This is a genomic window from Stenotrophomonas sp. (assembly GCF_032099025.1).
Lineage (GTDB): Bacteria > Pseudomonadota > Gammaproteobacteria > Xanthomonadales > Xanthomonadaceae > Stenotrophomonas.
In genome coordinates, this window is sequence record NZ_DAMCID010000004.1 from 131270 (window position 1) to 150690 (window position 19421).

Annotated in this window: 21 protein-coding genes; 19 read left to right on the forward strand and 2 right to left on the reverse strand. The window is 65.4% G+C overall.

Going from position 1 to position 19421, the window contains the following annotated elements; all coding sequences use genetic code 11:
* The 19 genes from RT456_RS04770 to RT456_RS04860 all read left to right on the forward strand — a co-directional run.
* A partial coding sequence (locus tag RT456_RS04770) for a FliM/FliN family flagellar motor switch protein (RefSeq protein ID WP_313343197.1) occupies positions 1-865 on the forward strand: 865 nt, incomplete at its 5' end.
* A complete protein-coding gene (locus RT456_RS04775) occupies positions 862-1527 on the forward strand; it encodes an EscR/YscR/HrcR family type III secretion system export apparatus protein (protein ID WP_313343200.1) in 666 nt (221 codons plus the stop codon). The genes RT456_RS04770 and RT456_RS04775, both read left to right, overlap by 4 nt.
* Positions 1528-1529: 2 nt before the next feature.
* Positions 1530-1787, forward strand: a complete 258-nt coding sequence (gene sctS / locus RT456_RS04780) for a type III secretion system export apparatus subunit SctS (RefSeq protein WP_313343202.1) — start codon at positions 1530-1532, stop codon at positions 1785-1787.
* A 1-nt stretch (position 1788) separates the two neighbouring features.
* Entirely contained in the window at positions 1789-2583 is a 795-nt protein-coding gene (sctT, locus tag RT456_RS04785; protein WP_313343205.1) for a type III secretion system export apparatus subunit SctT, read from the forward strand.
* Positions 2580-3671, forward strand: a complete 1092-nt coding sequence (locus RT456_RS04790; RefSeq protein WP_313343208.1) for an EscU/YscU/HrcU family type III secretion system export apparatus switch protein — start codon at positions 2580-2582, stop codon at positions 3669-3671. The genes sctT and RT456_RS04790 overlap by 4 nt, the downstream gene beginning before the upstream one ends.
* Positions 3672-3751: 80 nt before the next feature.
* Positions 3752-4285, forward strand: a complete 534-nt coding sequence (locus RT456_RS04795; protein ID WP_313343209.1) for a SycD/LcrH family type III secretion system chaperone — start codon at positions 3752-3754, stop codon at positions 4283-4285.
* On the forward strand, positions 4282-6093 hold the full coding sequence (sctE, locus tag RT456_RS04800) for a type III secretion system translocon subunit SctE (RefSeq protein ID WP_313343212.1): 1812 nt from the start codon (positions 4282-4284) through the stop codon (positions 6091-6093). The genes RT456_RS04795 and sctE overlap by 4 nt, the downstream gene beginning before the upstream one ends.
* A 142-nt stretch (positions 6094-6235) precedes the next feature.
* Positions 6236-7411 (forward strand): hypothetical protein, encoded by a 1176-nt coding sequence (locus tag RT456_RS04805; protein ID WP_313343215.1) that lies wholly within the window; start codon positions 6236-6238, stop codon positions 7409-7411.
* An 11-nt stretch (positions 7412-7422) separates the two neighbouring features.
* Complete coding sequence (locus RT456_RS04810) at positions 7423-8451, forward strand: IpaD/SipD/SspD family type III secretion system needle tip protein (RefSeq protein ID WP_313343218.1); 1029 nt, start codon at positions 7423-7425, stop codon at positions 8449-8451.
* 175 nt (positions 8452-8626) lie between these two features.
* Entirely contained in the window at positions 8627-11323 is a 2697-nt protein-coding gene (locus tag RT456_RS04815; protein ID WP_313343221.1) for a hypothetical protein, read from the forward strand.
* Positions 11320-11568 (forward strand): phosphopantetheine-binding protein, encoded by a 249-nt coding sequence (locus tag RT456_RS04820; protein WP_313343224.1) that lies wholly within the window; start codon positions 11320-11322, stop codon positions 11566-11568. The genes RT456_RS04815 and RT456_RS04820 overlap by 4 nt, the downstream gene beginning before the upstream one ends.
* 68 nt (positions 11569-11636) lie before the next feature.
* Complete coding sequence (locus RT456_RS04825; RefSeq protein ID WP_313343226.1) at positions 11637-12176, forward strand: lytic transglycosylase domain-containing protein; 540 nt, start codon at positions 11637-11639, stop codon at positions 12174-12176.
* A gap of 176 nt (positions 12177-12352) precedes the next feature.
* Positions 12353-13531 (forward strand): PrgH/EprH family type III secretion apparatus protein, encoded by a 1179-nt coding sequence (locus RT456_RS04830; protein WP_313343228.1) that lies wholly within the window; start codon positions 12353-12355, stop codon positions 13529-13531.
* A 27-nt stretch (positions 13532-13558) separates the two neighbouring features.
* Complete coding sequence (locus RT456_RS04835; protein WP_313343231.1) at positions 13559-13849, forward strand: EscF/YscF/HrpA family type III secretion system needle major subunit; 291 nt, start codon at positions 13559-13561, stop codon at positions 13847-13849.
* Positions 13850-13925: 76 nt separating this feature from the next.
* Complete coding sequence (gene sctI, locus RT456_RS04840; RefSeq protein ID WP_313343234.1) at positions 13926-14213, forward strand: type III secretion system inner rod subunit SctI; 288 nt, start codon at positions 13926-13928, stop codon at positions 14211-14213.
* On the forward strand, positions 14210-15043 hold the full coding sequence (sctJ, locus tag RT456_RS04845) for a type III secretion inner membrane ring lipoprotein SctJ (protein WP_313343237.1): 834 nt from the start codon (positions 14210-14212) through the stop codon (positions 15041-15043). The genes sctI and sctJ overlap by 4 nt, the downstream gene beginning before the upstream one ends.
* Positions 15036-15581, forward strand: a complete 546-nt coding sequence (locus RT456_RS04850; RefSeq protein WP_313343240.1) for a hypothetical protein — start codon at positions 15036-15038, stop codon at positions 15579-15581. Before sctJ ends, RT456_RS04850 begins: the two co-directional genes overlap by 8 nt.
* The gene (locus RT456_RS04855; protein WP_313343243.1) at positions 15565-16251 is read left to right on the forward strand and encodes a hypothetical protein; all 687 of its coding nucleotides are present in this window, start codon (positions 15565-15567) and stop codon (positions 16249-16251) included. Before RT456_RS04850 ends, RT456_RS04855 begins: the two co-directional genes overlap by 17 nt.
* On the forward strand, positions 16251-16538 hold the full coding sequence (locus RT456_RS04860; RefSeq protein ID WP_313343246.1) for a hypothetical protein: 288 nt from the start codon (positions 16251-16253) through the stop codon (positions 16536-16538). The genes RT456_RS04855 and RT456_RS04860 overlap by 1 nt, the downstream gene beginning before the upstream one ends.
* Positions 16539-16590: 52 nt before the next feature.
* Here the strand turns inward: RT456_RS04860 and RT456_RS04865 are convergent, their stop codons facing one another.
* Positions 16591-18495, reverse strand: a complete 1905-nt coding sequence (locus RT456_RS04865; RefSeq protein ID WP_313343249.1) for a DUF885 family protein — start codon at positions 18493-18495, stop codon at positions 16591-16593.
* 157 nt (positions 18496-18652) lie between these two features.
* Positions 18653-19330 carry a DUF502 domain-containing protein gene (locus RT456_RS04870; RefSeq protein ID WP_313343252.1) on the reverse strand — a complete coding sequence of 226 codons (678 nt, stop codon included), beginning with the start codon at positions 19328-19330 and terminating at the stop codon, positions 18653-18655.
* Between the last annotated feature and the right edge of the window lie 91 nt (positions 19331-19421).

Here is a 19421-nt window from a genome sequence, read left to right on the forward strand (position 1 = left end):
TAGCGCGCAACCCTTGCCGGCGCGCGGCAGCATGCTTCGCTTCGACGTCGTTTCGGCACGCGGCGAACTGCAACTCGCCGTCGCGGCCGATGACTGGTGCCCGGCCATGCTGCCCGACCTAGCCGATCTGGCCTGGTCCGAGCTGGTCGACCGCGACGCGCTGGCGTGCTGGTTGCCGGCGCGGGACCTCCTGGACATCGCCGCCCCTGACCTGCAGGACGCGCACAGCACGTTGCGCGATGTCGTGCCGGTGGGTGTGCTCGGCGGCCAGGGCGCCAGTCAACCCTGCCTGCACACCGCGCAGGGACCGGCCTGGATTCTCCAGGCCCGGGCGGTTGCCGGTCCCTCCCAGTGCGCGCGGGAGCTGGACATGACAGTGCCGGTGGATCTGGGCGTCGCCCGTTTCGACCTTCCGCTGCAGCGCCTGCGCACCCTCGCGCCCGGCGCCGTGCTGCTGCTGGACCAGCTCGTTCCGGTCGCCCGCAGCGGGCGCCGCCGCCTCTACTCCTTCGATTTCACTCTTGAGACCATCACCGTGAACACCACCTTCGACTTCCTCGACGACGACGGCGATGCCGGCTTCGCCGCGTCCCAGCCTGCCCCCGATCCCACGCCAACGCCCGCACCTGCACCGGGTCTGGACCTGTCGCGTCTGCCGGTCACCGTGGACGTCGTGCTGTGCCAGCTGCAGCAGCATGTGGGCGCGCTCGCCGTGCTCCAGCCCGGCACTGTCGTCGACCTGCCGCCGGACGCATGGACGCAGCTGCAGCTGCGTGTGAACGGCCAGCTCATCGCCCGTGGCGAGCTGGTCCAGGTGGGCGACCAGCTTGGCGTGCAGCTGCACCAGGTCCCCGTGCTGCCATGAACTTCGTGAACAACGACATCTCGCTGATCGCGGTCATGTCGATGGCCGCGCTGTTGCCCTTCCTCATCGCGGCCGGCACCTGCTACCTCAAGTTCTCGGTGGTGTTCGTGCTGCTGCGCAACGGCCTCGGGCTCCAGCAGGTGCCGTCCAACATGGTGCTCAACGCGCTGGCACTGATGCTCGCGTTCTACGTCATGCAGCCCATCGTGCAGAACATGTACGACGCCTACCTTGCGTTGGAGGCACCGCTGAACTCGGTCGCCGCCGTCATCAGCTTTCTTGACAGCAGCCTGGACGGCTACAAGGTCTACCTGGCCACGTATTCCGACCCTGAACTGCTGGAGTTCTTCGAACGCGCACGCCATGCGGAGCCGGGCGTACCGCTTCCCGCGCTTGAACCGCACGAGCGTTCGCTGTTCGCGCTCATGCCCACCTACGCGTTGAGTGAGCTGAAGGACGCCTTCCGTATCGGCTTCTACCTGTACCTGCCGTTCGTGGTGGTGGATCTGGTGGTATCCAGCGTGCTGCTGTCGCTGGGCATGATGATGATGAGCCCGGTGACCATTTCCGCGCCGATCAAGCTCATCCTGTTCGTGGCGATGGATGGCTGGAGCCTGCTGTCGCAGGGCCTGGTCCGCCAGTACCTCGACGTGCCGATGTAGCCATGGACACGATCATGTTCATGGGCAACAAGAGCCTGCTGCTCATCCTGCTGCTGTCGGCCGCGCCGGTGGCCGTGGCCACCATCGTCGGCCTGGCGATCGGCCTGTTCCAGACGGTCACCCAGCTGCAGGAGCAGACCCTGCCTTACGGTGCCAAGCTGCTGGCGGTCATCGCCTGCCTGCTCGTGCTGATGTCGTGGATGAGTGCGCGCATGCTCGACTTCGCCCGGCTCGCGCTGCAGTCCGCCCTGGCAGGCTAGGGTGATCCAGCTTTCCTCCCTCGATGTCGAGCTGATGTCGCTCGCGCGCGACCACGGCGTGCAGGCGCTGCTGGGCATCGCGCGGATTGGCGCGTGCCTGGTCTGGATTCCCTACCTGTCACCTGGCGTCATGCCTGCCAAGATGACCCGCTCCGTGGTGGCGGTGATGGTCATGATCGGCTTGTGGCCGGTCACCGACGGCGTGGTGCCGCCGCAGGACATGGTGTCCATGGCCGGGGCCACCCTGCGCGAAGTGCTGATCGGCACCGCGATCGGCCTGGTTGTGGCGCTGCCCTTCCAGATATTCCATGGCATGGGCGCGATCGTGGACAACCAGCGCGGTGCCGGCATCGGCGCCATGCTGGACCCGGTCAGTGGCGTGGAGGCCACCGAAACCGCCAACCTGCTCCAGCTCATGAGCGTGGTGGTGTTCCTGGCCACCGACGGCATGCTGGTCCTGCTGGAGGTGATCCAGTCCAGTTATGCCGTGGTGCCGATGGGCGGCGCGTTCACGCTCGACCTGTCCCGGGTGCAGGCGTTCGCCGGCACCCTGCTGGCCGGGGCCCTGCGCATGGCGCTGCCGGTGCTGCTGCTGCTCCTGCTGGTGGAAGTGCTGCTGGGTGTGTTGTCGCGCTTTGCCCAGCAGATGAATCCGTTCTCCCTCTCGCTGGCCATCAAATCGTTCCTTGCCTTCATCGGGCTGCTGTTCTACCTCATGCCCACGCTGGCCCGGCAGGTGCCGCTCATCCGTGACAGCACCGATGCGCTGCAGCTGTTGCTGCCTCTCTCGCCATGAAGACCGAAAAGCCGACACCGCACCGCCTGCTCAAAGAGTCGCGCAAGGGCAAGAGCTTCGTCAGCCGCGACCTGGCAGCCATGGCCGTGCTCATCGCCGGCCTGGTGGCGCTGGCCACCGCCACCTCCAGCCGCGCGCTGTACGGCTTCTACCGCGGCATGGCCGAACGCGGCTTCTCGCTCACCCCGGCCGAGGCCGCGTCACAGGCCACGGTCGCGTTCCTGTGGATGGCGGTTCCCGTCGGCGCCGCCGCCATCGTCGGGGCCGTGCTGATTTCGCTTGTGCAGAGTCGCGGGGTGATCGCGGCCGAAGCCGTTCGGCTGGACCTTGCCCGCGTCAATCCCATTTCCGGCTTCAAGAACCTGTTCTCGCTGAAGACGGTCAAGGGCGTGGTGACCGCCAGCCTGTACCTGCTGGCGGGCGGCGTGTTCGTGGTGCTGGCGTGGGGCTTGTTCGCGCCCACGATCTTCGCCCAGGTGCAGATGCCCGACAAAGCCGCCAGCGCGGTGTGGTACAGCGTGGGCTGGAAAAGCACCGCGCTGTTGCTGGCGGTGCTGCTGCCCATCGTGCTGGCGGCTGCCTTCGTCGAGTTCCGTCTCTATATCCGCGAAATGCGCATGGAGAAGCACGAGGTCAAGCAGGAGCACAAGGACCACAACGGCAACCCCGAGATCAGGCAGCGCCGGCGTGAGATCGGCGAAGAGCTGTCTGCGCAGACCCAGATGGATGTGGCCAGCTCCACGATGGTGCTGGCCAATCCCACCCACATCGCGGTGGGCATCTATACCCACCCCGACTACCCCTCGCTGCAGTTCGTTTCCGTCCGCGAGCGTGGCGCGCGCGCCCGCAAGGCCATTGCGCTGGCCGAACGGCGCGGGGTCCCCGTGGTGCGTGACATCGCGTTGGCCCGCGCCGTGTACTTCCAGGTCAAGCGCTACCACTTCGTGCCGTATGAACTGACCGCCCCGGTCACCCGGATCCTGCTGTGGCTGCGTGACATCGAGCGTAGCCACGTCGCCGATCCAGCGCCCGGGTCCAGCCCGGACACCGATGACACGGCCGCGCGCCCCGCGCGCCCGAATGAGTGAATTGCGAAAGCCCCCCCTTCCCCCGAACGCCAGACTGTGCCTGTCCTGCAGCGCCAGAGGCCAAGACCAGGTAAACCCGAATGAACGATGTCCCCCACACCCCCGACGCTGGCGAAACCGACCAGGCCATGCTTGACGAGATGGCGCAGCTGCTGCTGGAAGGCGCGCAGAGCGGCGCCGCCATCAAGGATCTGAAAGGTGTCAGTGACGACATGCTGGAAGGGGTGTACGCCTACGCACACCGCTTCTACACCGATGGCCGCCTGGACGAGGCCGAGACGTTTTTCCGCTTTCTGTATCTGTACGACTTCTACAACGGCGACTACGCCCTTGGGCTGGCCGCCGTACTGCAGATGAAGAAGGAGTACGCCAAGGCCATCGACATGTATGCCCTGGCCTACACCCTGCTCAAGCGCGACGAGCGCCCAATGTTGCATGTCGGCCAGTGCCACCTGGCGCTGGGAAAGCTCGCCATGGCGCGCGGTTGTTTTGAAACCGTCGTGCTGCGTTCCACCGATCCCGATCTGGCCGGCCGCGCCAAGGTCTATCTCCAGGCGCTGTCGGCCACCGATACCGCCCCTCCCGATTCCACCGAGGAAACCGTTCCCGAATGACTACCATCACCTCCAGCTTCCCCACGCCGCTGGCGTTTGCCAACAGCACCAGCCCGGGCAGCAGCCCGCGCGCCTCTCTCGCCGCGGCCGGTTTCGGCGCCGTCTCGCTAGAGCAGGTCAAGACCATCGACGCCAAGGTCGTCGACTTGCTGGCGAAGGCCGCCAGCGAGTCGGGGCAGGCCAATGCCGCCGCAACGCCCGCGGCCGGTACGCCGGAGCTGCGCAAGGCCGAGACCGCGCGCCTGATGCGCGCGGCACAGCAGTCGGCCGGCACCGTGCCGGGGCAAGCGGCGCTGACCCCCGAGTCGGTGCTGACCATGTTGGCGATGCAGCTCAGTGAAGTTGTCTCGCAGGAGAACAGCCGCAGCCTGTCGGCACAGCTGGAGTTGATCAAGGCCCGCCTGGCGCAGCGCGCCGCCTCCGGCGCGGAGTTGTCCGAGGCGATCCGCGTGGCGCAGGCACTGGTGGATGCGGCGATGGGGGAGGTGAGTGCGGGCCAGACCGAACTGGCGGCCGCCCTGCAAGCCCTCAAGCAGGCTGAGGGGGAAGTGGCCCGCCTGGAACAGGCGCTGGCCGAGGCGCCGCCGGAAGAGCAGGAGGCCATCCGCGCCCAGCTTGAAGCCGCCAAGGCCACCGTGGCGCAGCAGCAGGCGCGTGTGGGTACCGCGACGGCGGCGCTGGCCGAGGCCACTGCCGTGCTGGACAAGGCGCTGGGGGACCTGGAAGCGTTCAAGGGCGAAGCAGACAAGCTGGACCCCACCAACAGCCTGCGCCCCGGCGGCGACGAAGGGGCCCGCACCAATGCCGCCAAGTTGAGCGAACTGTTGGCGATGCTGCAGGAAATCATCGGCAAGATGAATGACGCCAAGCTGGAGAATGACACCAAGCTCACCCAGGACGTCCTGAAGGCGCGCGAGGCCGAAAACATGCGCCGCTCGCAGGAGTATCAGGACGAGGTGGCCAAGGCCGAACAGGCCCAGAAGAAGATGGGCTGCATCGGCAAGATCATCGGTTGGGTCGTCACCGTGGTGGCCGTGGTGGCCGCCCCGTTCACCGGCGGCGCCAGCATGGCACTGGCCGGCATCGGCCTGGCCCTGGCCATCGGCGAAGAGCTGGGCCTGGACGTGATGGGCAAGATCATGGAGCCCGTCATGAAACTCATCATGGAACTGGTGAAGGCGGTCGGCAACGTGATCGGCGACGTACTGACCTCGCTCGGGGTGTCGTCGACCTTCGCCGACAAGATCAAGGACGTGCTCGGCGTCATCGCCGTGGCCGCGATGATCATCGCCGCGGCGGTACTGAGCAAGAAATTCGCCGGCAGCATGGCCGTACAGCAGGTGACCAAGGCTGTCACCCGCGCCGTCACCGAAGCCATCAGCAAGGCGTTGCCGCAGATCCTCAAGAGCGTGGCGCGTTCGGCCGGCCAGGCCGTGGATGACGTCGCCAAGGCGCTGAGCAAGGCCGTGGCGAATATCTCGGGAAGCACCGCGGACAACGCGGCGTTACGCGCCGGTCAGGCGACCAAAGCCATGCATGTCATGCAGTTCGCCAACCAGACCAGCCAAGGCGTGGGCGCCATCATCATCGCCGACATGTACATCAACGCGGCGGAGCTGAAAGAAAAAGTTGAGCTTGGTCTGGTCGACTCGCAGATCCTCCGGGATCTCATCCAGAAGATCCTCCAGTACTTCATGCAGACCAACACCCTGGTAGCCGACCTGTTCCGGCAGATGACCGACTTCCAGGCCAGCCAGGACGAGGCGGCCAAGTTCGTTACCGCCCGGGTCGGCACCGTAGCGGCCTGAGCCCGCGCGTATCCCCTTTTCTCTATTTCAGGACTCTATCGTGACTGACATTTGCGTAACGCTGCGGCCGACAACCCCGTCCCCCGTGTGGCCCGCCCTGGCATCGCCCACCCCTGCCAAGCAGGTGGACCCTGCCGGGTCGGTGGACCCCTCGCTGGCCGCGATCCTCGTGGCGGCCATCGGCAGCACCATGGTCAACTCGTCGGCCGCCCCCGGCCTGCTCGGGTCGGCGCCGTCGGTACAACTGCGCTTGCCCGCCCTGACGCTCCAAGCGGCATCGCAGACGCTGGCCGCCGCCGTAAGCTCACTGCCGGCGCTGCTGCTGTCGTTGCTTCCCGCGCGCGACCATGTGAAGACCGAAGCCGGCGCTGCCACGCGGGCCGCCGAGGGCGTCGCTGCCCAGCAACCGACGCGCACCCAGGCCGAGGCCACGGCCAGCGTCGTTGCGGCCGTACCGGCCACCGGGGCCGACCCGGACCTCGGGGCGCGATCGGCGAATGCAGGCGTCTGGATCGAAAGCAGCCCCTTCAGCCACCTGCTGGCCATGCTGCGTCAGATTCTGCTGCAGTTTGAAAAGCTGGACCGCGACAACAGCGCGAACATGGTGACCCTGCAGCGCCAGATGACTGTCGTAGCGGGCGCCTTGGGTGTGGAAGCGGCCCGTGAACGTTTCGGCGGGGCAATGGCCGCGACCATGTTCACGGCGGCTATCGGCGGCTTCGCAATGAAGAGGATGAACGATTCGGCGAACGTGCAGACCGGCTCGATGGCCACGAACCAGTTCAAAGCCAACAAGACCAGCATTCAGGTCAGCGATGCGCGCGGCCAGGTCAAGGCGCACGCCACCCCGGCAGAAAACCTGAGGCCGGCACGAAACATTGATGGCTCGCCCGTCTCACCAAGGGCCGATGGTGGCCGCGCGCGCGCCGACCTCCAGGCCGACACCGACGTTGACGTGCGCTCGATGAAGCCGAGTGCATCGGGTCAGACCAACGGGGCCACCGAGAGCGATCGTCAGCGCGTAAACAGCGAGAACATGGCGAACGCCCAGAAGATCGCTGCCCAGGGCGTACTGGGCAACATGGTTGCCGCGCCGGTCGGCAACATTGGCGCAGCGACGATGGAGATCGAGTCCAAATTTACGGAGTCCGAGCAGCAGTTGATGGCGCTGGTTGCCGAAACCTTCAAGCGTGTTGCCGACGAACAGCAGGACCAGGCGGCCAAGACCCGCGACATGCGCGACGCCACCGCGCAACTGGTCGAAAGCCTCATGAGCCTGCAGGCCAGCACCAGCGGCGACATCATCAGACACTTCTAAGGAACGCCGACATGACAGACGCAATCACTACCGCTCGTCCCATTGCGACCCCGTCCGCGCCGTTCAGTCAGCAGGCCGGCGCGCAGCAGCTCCAAGCAACTGGGTTGGCTGAAGCAGTCGCAATCACCGAAATGGAAGAAGTTCGCTCCCAACTGAAAAAGGTTCAAAACCTGCTGCTCAAGACCGCAGCGGACGCCGCGCGCTATCAGAACGCTGCGGTCTGCTTGCTCGCTGACAGCCGTAATCCCGACCAGCAGCTTGCCGCCGACTTTGCTCGCCAGGGGGCGGAGCGGTCCACGGCCGATCTGTTGCGCAGCCTTGCATTTCTGATGCCGCAGATCCTCCCCGTCGAGGACGACGATGGCATCTCTCTGCCTGGTTTCGAACCATCGATGGAAGATCCGGCTGCAAAGGATGCCAGTGGTCTGGTCTGGGATTCGCACAGCGATTTCTATGCGCAGATCAGTGCGCTGCTTGGAGCACTGAAGACGGAATGGCTGAGCAAGTACCAGGAGGCGATGCAGAAGTTCATCGAGTTCTACGACAAGTTCTCCGACATCATGGAGCAACTAAAATTCGAGGCGTATGGTAGTGACGGGTCCGTGGCGATCGATTTCAGCGCGGTCAAAACAGCGTTGACGAGCCTCGCCAATCAGTATGGGATGAACGTTGAGGCGCTGGCGTCATTCTCGTCCCGCGAGGCTGCCGATGCGTTCAAGGACTCCCTGGGGCTGGATGGTCTGACGATCACCGAGTCCGGCGGCAGGTTCTACGTAAAGATGGACCTGAGTGCCGTCCTGAGTATCCGCGACAGCATGACCGTTCCATCTGACGGAAGCAAATTCTGGATGGATCCGGCGCATTACAACTCCTGGATTTCCGCCAAAGACAGCAACATGGAGCAGATCAAGCACGTCAGCAAGGTGCTGGGTGAGAAGCTCAACGAGATGACCCAGAAGTTCGACAACATCGTCAAGATCCTGAGCTCCACCATCGACAAGATCACCGATGCCGATATGAGCTTCGTCAATGGTCTCTAAGGGAGAGTTCCTCGCATGCATCGCATAGGTTCTGCCCAGACGGCCCCGGCCCATCACGTTCAGCCCGTTCGCCATGTTTCGGTCCAGGTAGACAGCGCCGCCCAATCATAGACGTGCGCGCAGGCGCGCTGGCGCCGTTGCGACCGCGGCTTCATCCTCAGAGAGAAATTACACCGTGACAAATGCAGTCAATCAGCCTCAGTCTCCCCGCTTCAGTCAGGTTCGGGGGTTTGATATCCACAAGGGCCTTGGGCGGGTATCTCGCCAGCTGAATGGTGTGAGCAATGCGCAGCAGCCTTCGGTGCCAAGCCGAGTTTGCATCACGCCAGGGCCGCATGAACGCAAGGCGTGCGACATCGCGTTCAGTGCTGCGTATGAAGTCCTGCGCGATAGTCCCTGTAAAGCCCGCGACGTGGAGGCAAAGAACAAGGCGCTGAGCATCCTGCAGGGCGGCCCAGACCGGTTCGGCTCTATCATCATCAATCAGTTGGTCGTCCTCGGTGCGCTGCGTTTGGGCATTGAGGAGCAAATGCGGTCCGGTGATACGACTCGGCTTGACGTTCGACTTGCCAAGGTGGATCAGGCCATTGTTGAAGTCGGCCTCCGCGCTGGCCGGGTCAAGGGAGTCGCTGACGGTTGCTGGCGCCCGGACAGTGCAAGCAAGGCGTTGCATAAGGCGCTGGATGAAGCCGAGAAGTGCGTTCGGATCTGCATGGGTAAGGGTGAGGAGGCTGCAGCCCTCATGTCCTGCATTGCGGGTGCCATCCTGCCCGGCCCGATGATGGACGCGCTTAAGGAGCGCTTGCCGGAGCTTGCGGCAAGGATCGACGCTGGCGACCTTGAGCTCGATCTCGCCCAGGTGCTGCACAGCGGTTTCCTCGACGGCACAGATCAGGCGATACGCCACAATCTGAGCATGGGGGATGGAGAGCACATCGCGTCCGCAATCTTCGATCTGTTAAAGTTGCCGCAGTACATGGTCCGGAGTGAGCCCGGCGCGCCTGAATCGCCAGGCAATCGGGACGACAACCGTCCGCTCTCACCGGATGAAGTGCGGAAGCTGGCGAACTCCAATGGCCCCATGCACTACGCCCCGGTGAACGTGCAGGGCGCCCCGGTGAATGTGAAGAATGACCTCGGGTTCTTGAGGGATTTGATACCCGGCCAGAACGGGCCGACAGTACCGCTTGAGCTTGTATATAACCTGCTCGACCAGGCGGAAGCGCGTCGCAAGGAGGATGTACAGAACGCCAAGAACTTGGTGCGTCTGGAAGCAAGCAACGCGCTTCTGGAGCACAAGAACCAGGAGCTTCTGAAAAGCCTTGGGAATTTCAAGGAAGAGTATGCCAAGGAACAGCAGCGACTGAATAGTTGGATCGGGATGCCGGTGCGAGAGTTTGACATTATGAGCGACGATGCCTCTTCGATTGCGAGTTATGAGTCACTCGCCTCGAGCAGGAGCTTTGGAACTCGACTGAGACTCGCCAAGGACATCTGGGAGACCTCCTCCCAGTCTCCTTCGGATTACGGGTCTCTGACCTCCTCGGATCTGCTCGGTGTCCAGCAGGATGAGGGGGCAAGCGGGACGAGTCCATCGAGCAGCCGCAACGTGCGTTGGGACACGCCTCTCGAGGAGATCAGGATGATTTCCAATTCAGCGGATGAAAACGAATCGGAAGCGCATACCTCCCATCAGGCGTTGAACTCGCTGGACGAGCGCCAGGAGGGCATGGGTCATGGGGAAATCCCGCTCACTCCTGTTATCCATCCGCACGGCCCGGCTTCCGTTCCAGTGCTTGGTTCGCAGCCCCTCATGCCGGATGTTGAGTCGCCTTCCGGCGGCACGAAGCTGCTGGACGCAGCGCGGAACGTGTCGGACGCCCTTGGCAACCTGCTCAATGCGGCCAGCGGCAAGCCGGCGCAGAGAAGTGGTCGTTCGGGTGATGGGGTTGATTACTCATCGACTGCTTCGGTGAGGTCGATCATCCAGAAGTTTGAATCGCTTTCGTCTCCGCAGACGGAGGCGTCGTCTGATCAGAAATCCACACGTACCAGTCGTGGTGCGTCGCCCGCCCCCACGTTGGGCCGTGATATTGGGCAAGCTGCCTGGGCTTCTTCTCTCGCGAAGGGCATCAAGGGAGTTGAAGGCGTACCGGTGGTAGAACCGCCCAAGAGCGCCGCAAGCAGCACGGCCTCCGATCAAGCTGCCTCCAGCGCCAAAGCTATGAATTCGGCTGTCGGCAAAACGGGGCAGGGCGCAATGTCCATCCCGGCTTCTGGCTCGCAGCGGGCTGCAGGCAAGGTGCCGTTCAAGCAGAGTATTCTCGCCGAGTTCAACGAGTTGGTGAACTACCGTAAAGACAACAATCAATCGCTGTCACCGATCCAGAGGCGGGATGATGAATTCAGGCCGCATTGGCAAGCGGGCGGAGGGCAGGAATTCAGCCCGCCGGTCAATCCCGTTGCACCGAGGAAGGAGACGATTCTGCTAAGGGAGAACGAACTGGAGCGGGTGAACTTCCGGCTCGCCCAGAATCTTGCGAGCGATCCCGGCCGTCCGCTCCAGGGCATATTTTCCCCGAAGTCTGATCAAAGCCGGATCGTTCGGGAATTGAGCGATGTGGACTCAATGTCAACCACATCGCATGATTCTGATGACGAGATGACCCCGTTTTTCTCTGGATGGAAGACGCATGCGTCTGATGAGGGCGTGGATTTCGATGGGCCGCCCCAGGTCAAGGCGGTCGGCGACGATGGAGAGCATTTCCAGGCTCACGGCGGGCAGGCGAAGCAGCTGTTCGATGGCGCCCGTGAGCTCGCTCAACAGGAGACCATGACCGAGTTGCTGAAGTCCTTGCGGGTTGCTTCATGAGTATCTCCCTCACCCTCCAGGACCTCCGTCGCCTGGCGGCTGCCCATCTCGGGCAGCCGCTGGAGGAGGTCGGTTCCCAGCATCGCCTGGTGGAAGACCTGGGCGTGGATTCGCTGGAAATGCACGCGTTGCTGATCCAGATCGAGGAGGCCGGCGGCGTGATTCCGTCGCCGGAGGCCTTGAGCAGGGTGATCACGCTGGCCGACCTGCATGATGCGATCATCGCGCACGACGCCGCGCCGTGATCACGCTTCGATTATGCCTGGCGCTGGCTGCTGCGGTGGCAGCGGCGCCCTCAACCGCTTCGTCTCCCGTGTTCGCCAGCCTGGACAGCCAGGGGCGTCTGCAGGTGGCCACGGCCCCCCTTGAGGGGGCCAAGGCGTTTCATCCACACCGGCCGTTCAACGCGAAGGCGCCCGCAACGCCGGTCCCATCGCGCAGCCTGCCGGCGGCGTCCCGTGCAGCGCCCCGCTGGGCCCCGTTGATCGACCAGGTCGCGGCCGAACACGGCGTGGACGCCCGCCTGCTGCACGCCATCGTCAGCGTGGAATCCGCCTACAACCCCAGCGCCCGCTCGCATGCGGGCGCGTTGGGCCTGATGCAGGTCATCCCAGCCACCGGCGCACGCTTCGGTGCGCGCGACCTGTTCGATCCCCTGCAGAACCTGCGGGCCGGCACCGCGTACCTGGTGTGGCTGCAGCGTCGCTTCAATGGCGATCTGGAACTGATGCTGGCGGCGTACAACGCAGGCGAGGGCGCGGTGCAGCGCCATGGCAACCGCATTCCCCCGTTTGCCGAAACGCGCCGCTATGTGGCCAAGGTGAAGGCCCTTTACCACGGTGCCGCGCACTGATCGCTGTGCGGTATGCGATGTCTGCATCATGACGGATGTCGCACTGCAAACAGTTGTAGTGCGCGTACTTTGAAACTTTCTTCATGTTTGGTGTGCTGGGCAGCTGTCAGTCTGCGCGTCGCCGCTGAAACACCGCACGCCTTGCCGAATCGATGAACGCGCACCACGGAACCCCGATGCTCTCCCCTCCAAAGTTGAAACTGCTTTCCGGCCAGCTTGATGGCGTGGAGTTCACCCTGTCGCCCGGCGACAACGTGTTCCACGTCGGCCCGGCCCGTTCGCTCGGCGAGGGTCAGCTGGGCACCACGCTGGCCAACGCCGACAACGTCTTCTACATTCCCGGCGACCTCGCGCCCGGCTCGTTCCGCGTGCGTGTGCAGGATGCGCTGGTCAGCCTGGACGTGCGCGTCGGCGACGCCGGCGAATGGGCGGCGCAGCCGCTGCCGCTCAACGAAGTAATCCATGTGGCCGGGCTGGCATTGGCCGTGCGCGAGGGCGATGCCGCCTGGTCGGCGGCCGTGCTGGACCACCGCCTGCCGGTGCGGGTGGATGCGGAGGCAACGCCCTCCCTGGCGCTGCGCCACGCGCGTGGTGCCGGTGTTGCCCGCTGGGGCGCGCTGGCGGTGGTGATGGTGGCGGTGGCCGCCGGCGGCTGGTGGGCATACGACCGCCAGCGCCCGGCCACCCAGGTCCGCACGCTGGAAGCCGCACTGGCGCATTCGCCGTACGACTACAGCGTGGTGCACGACGACAAGGGCCACCTGTATGCCTTCGCCGACAGTGCCGAGGCGCTGGCCTGGGGCCAGCGTGCCAGCCAGCGGGCAGGGCGTGTGCTGGACCATTACCTCAATCGCCAACAGGAAGCTGACCGCATTGGCGCGGTGCTGGACAGTGCCTCGGTGCCCTACGCGGTGATCCGCCTGCGCACGCCGCAGCGCCCGGAAGTGATCATCACGGCACTGGGCGCCGACGATGCCGAGCGCCGCCGCCACGTGCAGGCGCTGCTGGCACCGCAGATGCCCTATGCCGCCAGTATCGACGTGCGGTCCATGGGTGACGCGCAGCTGGTGGCCCTTGCCCGCAGCGAACTGCGCGCACGTGGCATTTCCACCCGTGCCGGCCTGCAGGCGGGCCGGGCCAGCGTGGCCAATGACATTTTTCTGGATGACGCCTCCCTGCATGCCATGGCGCGCTACCGCGACGACTTCGTGCAGCAGTGGGGCGAGCGCCGTGTGCGCATCAGCATCCGGCTATGGGACGACCTGCTCAAGGGGCGTTCCTATCAGTATTCCCACGATCAACTGCTCTCTGTGGGTGAGGGTCGTTGGGATTTTTCCACGGCAGGCAGCCGTTGATTCCTTGATCAAGACTGGAGCAATGCAATGACTGAAGCAGTTAAACCACCATCCAATCCCCGTTGGGACGACATCGTCAATCCCGGTGGCGAGGACTGGCTTAGTGATCACTCGAAGCAGTTCAACGACGGCGTGGAGGAGCTGAAGAAGAAATTGGCGAAGGCCTTTGATGATGTCCAGAGCGACCCGACCAACCCGACAGCGCTGGCCGAGTACCAGACCAAGCTCTCGGCCTACACGACCTACCGCTCACTGCAGTCCAACTCGGCCAAGAGCCTGGCCGACATGCAGAAGCAGACCGCCCGCAACCTGGGCTGATCGATCCCCGTTGCCGACGGCACGTCCGTCGGCGCGGGGCTTACCCCATGCGGGACCGCCCGCAGGAGATGCCCCCGTGCAAATTACCCAGATCGCTACCGCGATAGATCCGGTCGGCGCCGCCGACGGTGCGGCCGTGCCGCTGTCCGACCGCATGACCCAGGCTTTGGCCAACGGGTACGTCAGCTCGGGCGAACAGCTGGCGCAGATCCAGGCGGCCAGCAACGATCCGTATACCGCTGCCAATCCGGCCGCGCTGTTCGAACTGCAGACCGGAATGGCCGACTACATGAAGCGGATGATCGTGGCGGCCGGCCTGGCCAACCATGCCACCAAGACCGTCGAGACGCTGCTGAAGTCATGATCAGAATGACCAATGCCGGGGCGCTGCGCAGGCGCGTGGCCCGGCTGTGCGTGCTGCTTCCGCTCATGTTGCTGCTGTTGGCCGGCTGTGCACGCAAGCCGCTGCTGGAGAACCTGGACGAGCGCCAGGCCAACGAGGTGATTGCGCTGCTGCTGCGCCATAACATCGACGCGGACAAAGTGACGGCGGGCAAGGCCGGCTACCTGGTGCAGGTGGCGCCGCCGGACCTGCCCGAAGCGATCGACCTGATCCAGCGCAACGACCTGCCGTCCGCACCGCGCAGCCAGGTGTCCGGTGCGTTTCCCGCCGACGCACTGGTCAGCACCCCGCTGGGCGAGCGCGCGCGCCTGATCTCGGCAGTGGAGCAGCGCCTGGAAGAATCGCTGCAGCTGCTGGATGGGGTGCAGTCCACCCGCGTCCACCTCAACTACGACGCCAACCTGGGCACGGAAGGCCGGCGTGCCGAACGCCGCCGCATGCATGTGGCGGCGGTGATCGCCCATGCGCCGGGCGTGGACGAGGAGGTGCTGCTGCAGTCGGTGAAGCGCTTCCTGCGTAATACCTTCGATGGCATCGAATACGACAATGTCTCGGTCATCCTCACCCAGGTGGAAGGACCGCGCACGCTCGCCGTGACCCCGGGTGCCGAACGCGGTCCGCCGCTGGCCTGGGTGTTGTTGGGCGGGGCGGTGCTGCTGCTGGTGCTGTTCGGGGCCTGGGTGGTGGTGCGCCTGGTGCCCGCAGTGGGCAACGGCGTTCGCAGCGCGTGGCGGCGGGTAGCCAGCAGGCGCGGTGCCGGCACGGTCGGGAGCCGTTGGCGTGGTGCGTGACGCGCTGACCATCGCCTACGCGCCCGCCCGTTACTACCGGCCGTGGCAGGCGGTGTATGCCACCGCCCCGGGCGACCAGCGGCGCTGGTTGAACAGCACCCTGATCCGGCAGCGGCGGTTGCCGCTGCCGGCGTCGCTGGCGCTGCCGTCCGATCCCCTGCCGCGCCGCCTCATCGGCCTGTGGGACCAGCTGCCACAGCTGGCGGTGTTGATGGCGGCCGCCCGCTTGCGGGGTTGGCTGGCCACCCAGCGCGCCAGCGTGGCGCTGCCGCCGCAGGTGCAGGCGTTCATGCGGGCGGGCTACGCCCGCGACGAAGCCACGGTGGTGCCCGCCTGCGCACTGCACGACGCGCCCGGCACGCTGCTGCAGTGGGGCGCGGCCGAACTGCGGCCGATGGCCCCGATGCTGCCGGCGTGGTTGTCGGCGCGCCTGTGGCTGCCCTTTGCCGGTGCGGAGGACGAACGCCCGCCCGTGCGCGAGCGTGCCGATATGGATCTCTTCTGGAGTGCGGTGACGTATGTTGAAAAGCTATCCTGAGCAGGCCCTCGCATTCGCGCAGGGCGGCGTGATCGCACCCAGCGCATTGGGCCGGGCGGCCCGTGCCGACCAGCTGGAAACGGTCGCCCGTCGACGCGCGGCAGGGATGCTGGATGACGTTCCGGCGCAGGTGGCACAGGCTACCGCGCAGGCCCGCCTGGACGGCTTCCGGCAGGGCTACGCCGAGGCCTTCGGCGTGGCGGTGCCGGCGCTGGCCGCAGCACTGGCCGATGTGCAGGCGCTGCGCCAAGCCGTGCTGGGCCAGATCCGCACGGTGATCACGGCCAGCCTGGACGCCGAAGGCATCGACGCGGCACTGGTCGTGCGCCGCTGCGAACAGGCGTTGGGCGTGCCCGACACCGAGTTGGTGCTGTATGTACCGGACGACACGCCTGGACTTGGCAGTGCGGTGCTGGACCAGTTGGCCCGGCAGTCGCCGACCACGACCGTCCGGATCCTGACCACGCGCGCTTCCCTGCCGTTGCTGAAAGTCGGCCCGCTGCTGTTCGAACTGGATCCGGCCGGCGCGTTGACCGCTGCGGTTGAATCCGGTGTGGACGCCGACGCACTGGACGCGGCCGCGCGCCACCGCGCCCAAGCGTACCTGGCGGCGGTTGATTCCCGCCTCAAAACCCTGCCGTTCCCCGCTGACCCGACTGGAGCTGAATGATGATGCTGGAAAAACTGGGCGCTGCCATGCCCCACGCTGCTGCCGATGGCATTGCAGCCTCGAAGAGCCTGCTGCAGTGGGTTGAGCAGGCGGTGGATGACAACGTGATTCTGCCTATTGATGAAAACGTGATCCTTCCCGTCGATGAAAACGTGATTCTTCCCGTTCCGCTGGACCCTAAAGACGTGATTGCGGCGATGGTGGAGAAATGGGTGGTGAATGACTTCATCGCGCTCATGCTGATGGGCGATGAAGAAAAACTCGGCACCCAGCCCGACACCGATTGATCCCGGCGTGTTGGCGTGACCTGCGGGCCGCTGCGCGGCCCGCAGCGTGGTGTCAGGGGGTGGCCGCTGGCGCGGCCATCCAGCGATTGATCTTCGCTTCCAGGATATCCAGCGGCATCGATCCATCGCGCAGCACTTCCGCATGGAAGCGCCGCGGGTCGAAGCCTGCGCCCTGGGCCGACTTCGCCTTGTCGCGCAGTTCCAGCATCTTCAGTTCGCCCAGCCCATTGGACAGGGTCTGCCCGGGCAGCGCCATGAAGCGCTCCACTTCGGCGGTGGCATCGTCGGCCGGCATGTCGGCGGTCTTGACCAGGTAGTCCACCGCCTGCTTCTTGCTCCAGCCCTGCGCATGCACGCCGGTGTCGGCGACCATGCGCGCACTGCGGGTCAGCGCGCCCTGCAGGTAGGCGATCTTGGCGTACGGGTCCTGATAGACGCCCAGCGCATCACCCAGCGATTCGGCGTACAGCCCCCAGCCTTCGACAAAAGCGACGTCGCCCCCGAGGCGGCGGAAGCGCGGCAGCTTGTCCAGGTCCTGCTGCAGGCCCAGCTGCACATGGTGGCCGGGAATGCCTTCATGCAGGTACTGGGCCGGGGCCGACCATGTGCGGCGGCTGGGCAGGGCATTGGTGTTCACGTACAGCACCGCCGCGCGCATGCCATCGGGCAGCGGCGGCTGGTAGCTCACCGCCGCCGCGCTGGCGGCGCGATCGGCTTCCACCGGGCGCACCTCCAGCGGGGCCTTGGGCAGGGTGTCCAGCAGCGCCGGCAGGCGCGCACCGACCTGCTGCTGCAGCTGCTTGTAGCGCATCACCAGCGCATCGGGCGTGGCGTACTGGAAGTTCTTGTCGGTGCGCATGCTGCGCATCAGCTTCTGCTGCGATCCGCGGATGCGGTTTTCTTTCATCACCGCCGCAATCTGCTCCTGCAGGCTGGCCACGCGTTGTTCGCCCAGCGCGTGGATCTGCTGCGGGGTGAGCGTGCTGGCGGTGCTCTGCACGATGTTCTGGGTGTACCACGCCAACCCGTTGGGCAGGGCGGCCAGGCCATCGCTGCTGCGTGTGGCCGGCAGGTATTCGGTGGCGATGAAGCCGCGCAACGCACGGTAGGCCGGCATCAACCGGTATTCGATCATGCGCTTGTACTCGGCAGTGATGCGCGCCTTGTCAGCCTCGGAGAAGTCGTCGGGCATGTTGCGCACCGGTGCCCAGAAGATGCTCTCTTCGGCGGTGGGCTTGATCACCGCGTCCAACTGCGGCAGCACCTTTTCCATCAGGTCGCGCGGCTGCACCACGCCGGCGCTCATGCCCTGGCGCATGTTGGCGATGGCCTGGTCGAACAACGGCGGAATGCCCAGCGAGCGCTTGGACCAGGTGTCGTAGTCCTGCACGGTGTTGAACGGCTGCGCGCCGGAGCCGGAGCCCAGGATCGCCATGATGCTGCCCAGGTTGTAGTACTGGCTTACCGGCAGCATCCAGCCGGGGAATTTTTCGGCCGCCAGCGACATGCGCGCATCGCGCACGAAGATCTGGTAGCTCAGCAGGTCCTGGCCGGTGAGGCCGTCGGGGCCAATCTTTTCGACCTTGCCCAGCCACTGCTCGGTGAAGTCGTGCGACTGCTGGCGGTAGGCCGGCGAAAGAATGTTGGGGAGCTGGTCGTTATGTCGCGCGTCGCCTTGGAACGTGGCCTGCAGCGGGTTGAGCCGCATCGAGGCATCCCAGTATTCATCGTAGATGCGTTCCAGCTGGGCGGCCTTGGTCTGCTGGCGCACCAGCGGCTGACGGGCGGGCGCGGCGGCGGGCCGGGCGCGTGGCTTGGCTTTTGGCTTGGCGGCACTGCGCGTCTGCGCGGCGGCCGGCCGGTTGGCCTTCTTCTTGGCAGCTTCGGCCGGCGCGGCGGCGCTGAAGATCAGCAGAGAGGCGATGGCAAGCGCCAGGGCACGGGCGGGATGGGGCATCGAGCACTTCCGTAAATCCTATACAGACGAGGAAGCTTGCCTGAATCGACCGGGCACGGCCAGCGCCAGTCCCGGGTCAGGTTCATGCAGTGTAGCGACACGCCATGCGTGTCCCAGACGGTCTAAAACGGCCCAGGACAACGCACCCGCCCCCTATTCAGCGCTCCCCAGCCCGGGTAAACGGCACCGTTTCGGGCGCCACTGCACCGCCGGAGATGATGAAGCTCATCGCCTGGTCCACCGTCCAGTCGGTCGGCGTCAGCAGTTCCACCGGCACGATTTCCAGATAGCCGGAGGTCGGGTTCGGGGTGGTGGGCACATACACCGCCGCCAGCTCGCGGCCGGTGCCCTGTTCGCGGATCACCCGCGTTACCAGCCCCACGGCTTTCATGTCCCGGTGCGGAAAATCGATCAGGACCACGCGCTGGGTCGTGCCTGGCTCGGTCTGCAGCATGTCCAGCAGTTTCTTGGCGCTTTCATAGATGATGCTGGCCAGCGGAATGCGCTTGATCACCGCACCGAACCAGCGCAGCAGGCGCTGGCCGATCACGCGCCGGCTCAGCACGCCCACGCTGAGGATCACCAGCAGGGTGGCCAGCAGACCGAACACGTTCTGCATCCACTCCACCTTGACCCAGCCCAGGTAGTGCGGGAACGAGGCGGCGATCTGCGCCGACAGTGGCACCACCACCGGGCTGCTGATGCCCGACAGCAGCACGAAGACGAATTTGACCACCACCCACGTCAGCCAGATCGGCAGCAGGGTGAGCAGGCCGGTCAGGAACAGGCGCTGCAGGGAGGGGCGCGGAACGAGGTGGGGGGCTTCAGGCGACATCGGCGCATTGTAGCGGGGCGCCGGCCCGGTTTACGCAGCCCGGCATCTCAGGAGGTGGCCTGTTGGGGGAATGCTGTGTTGACTGTAGTGA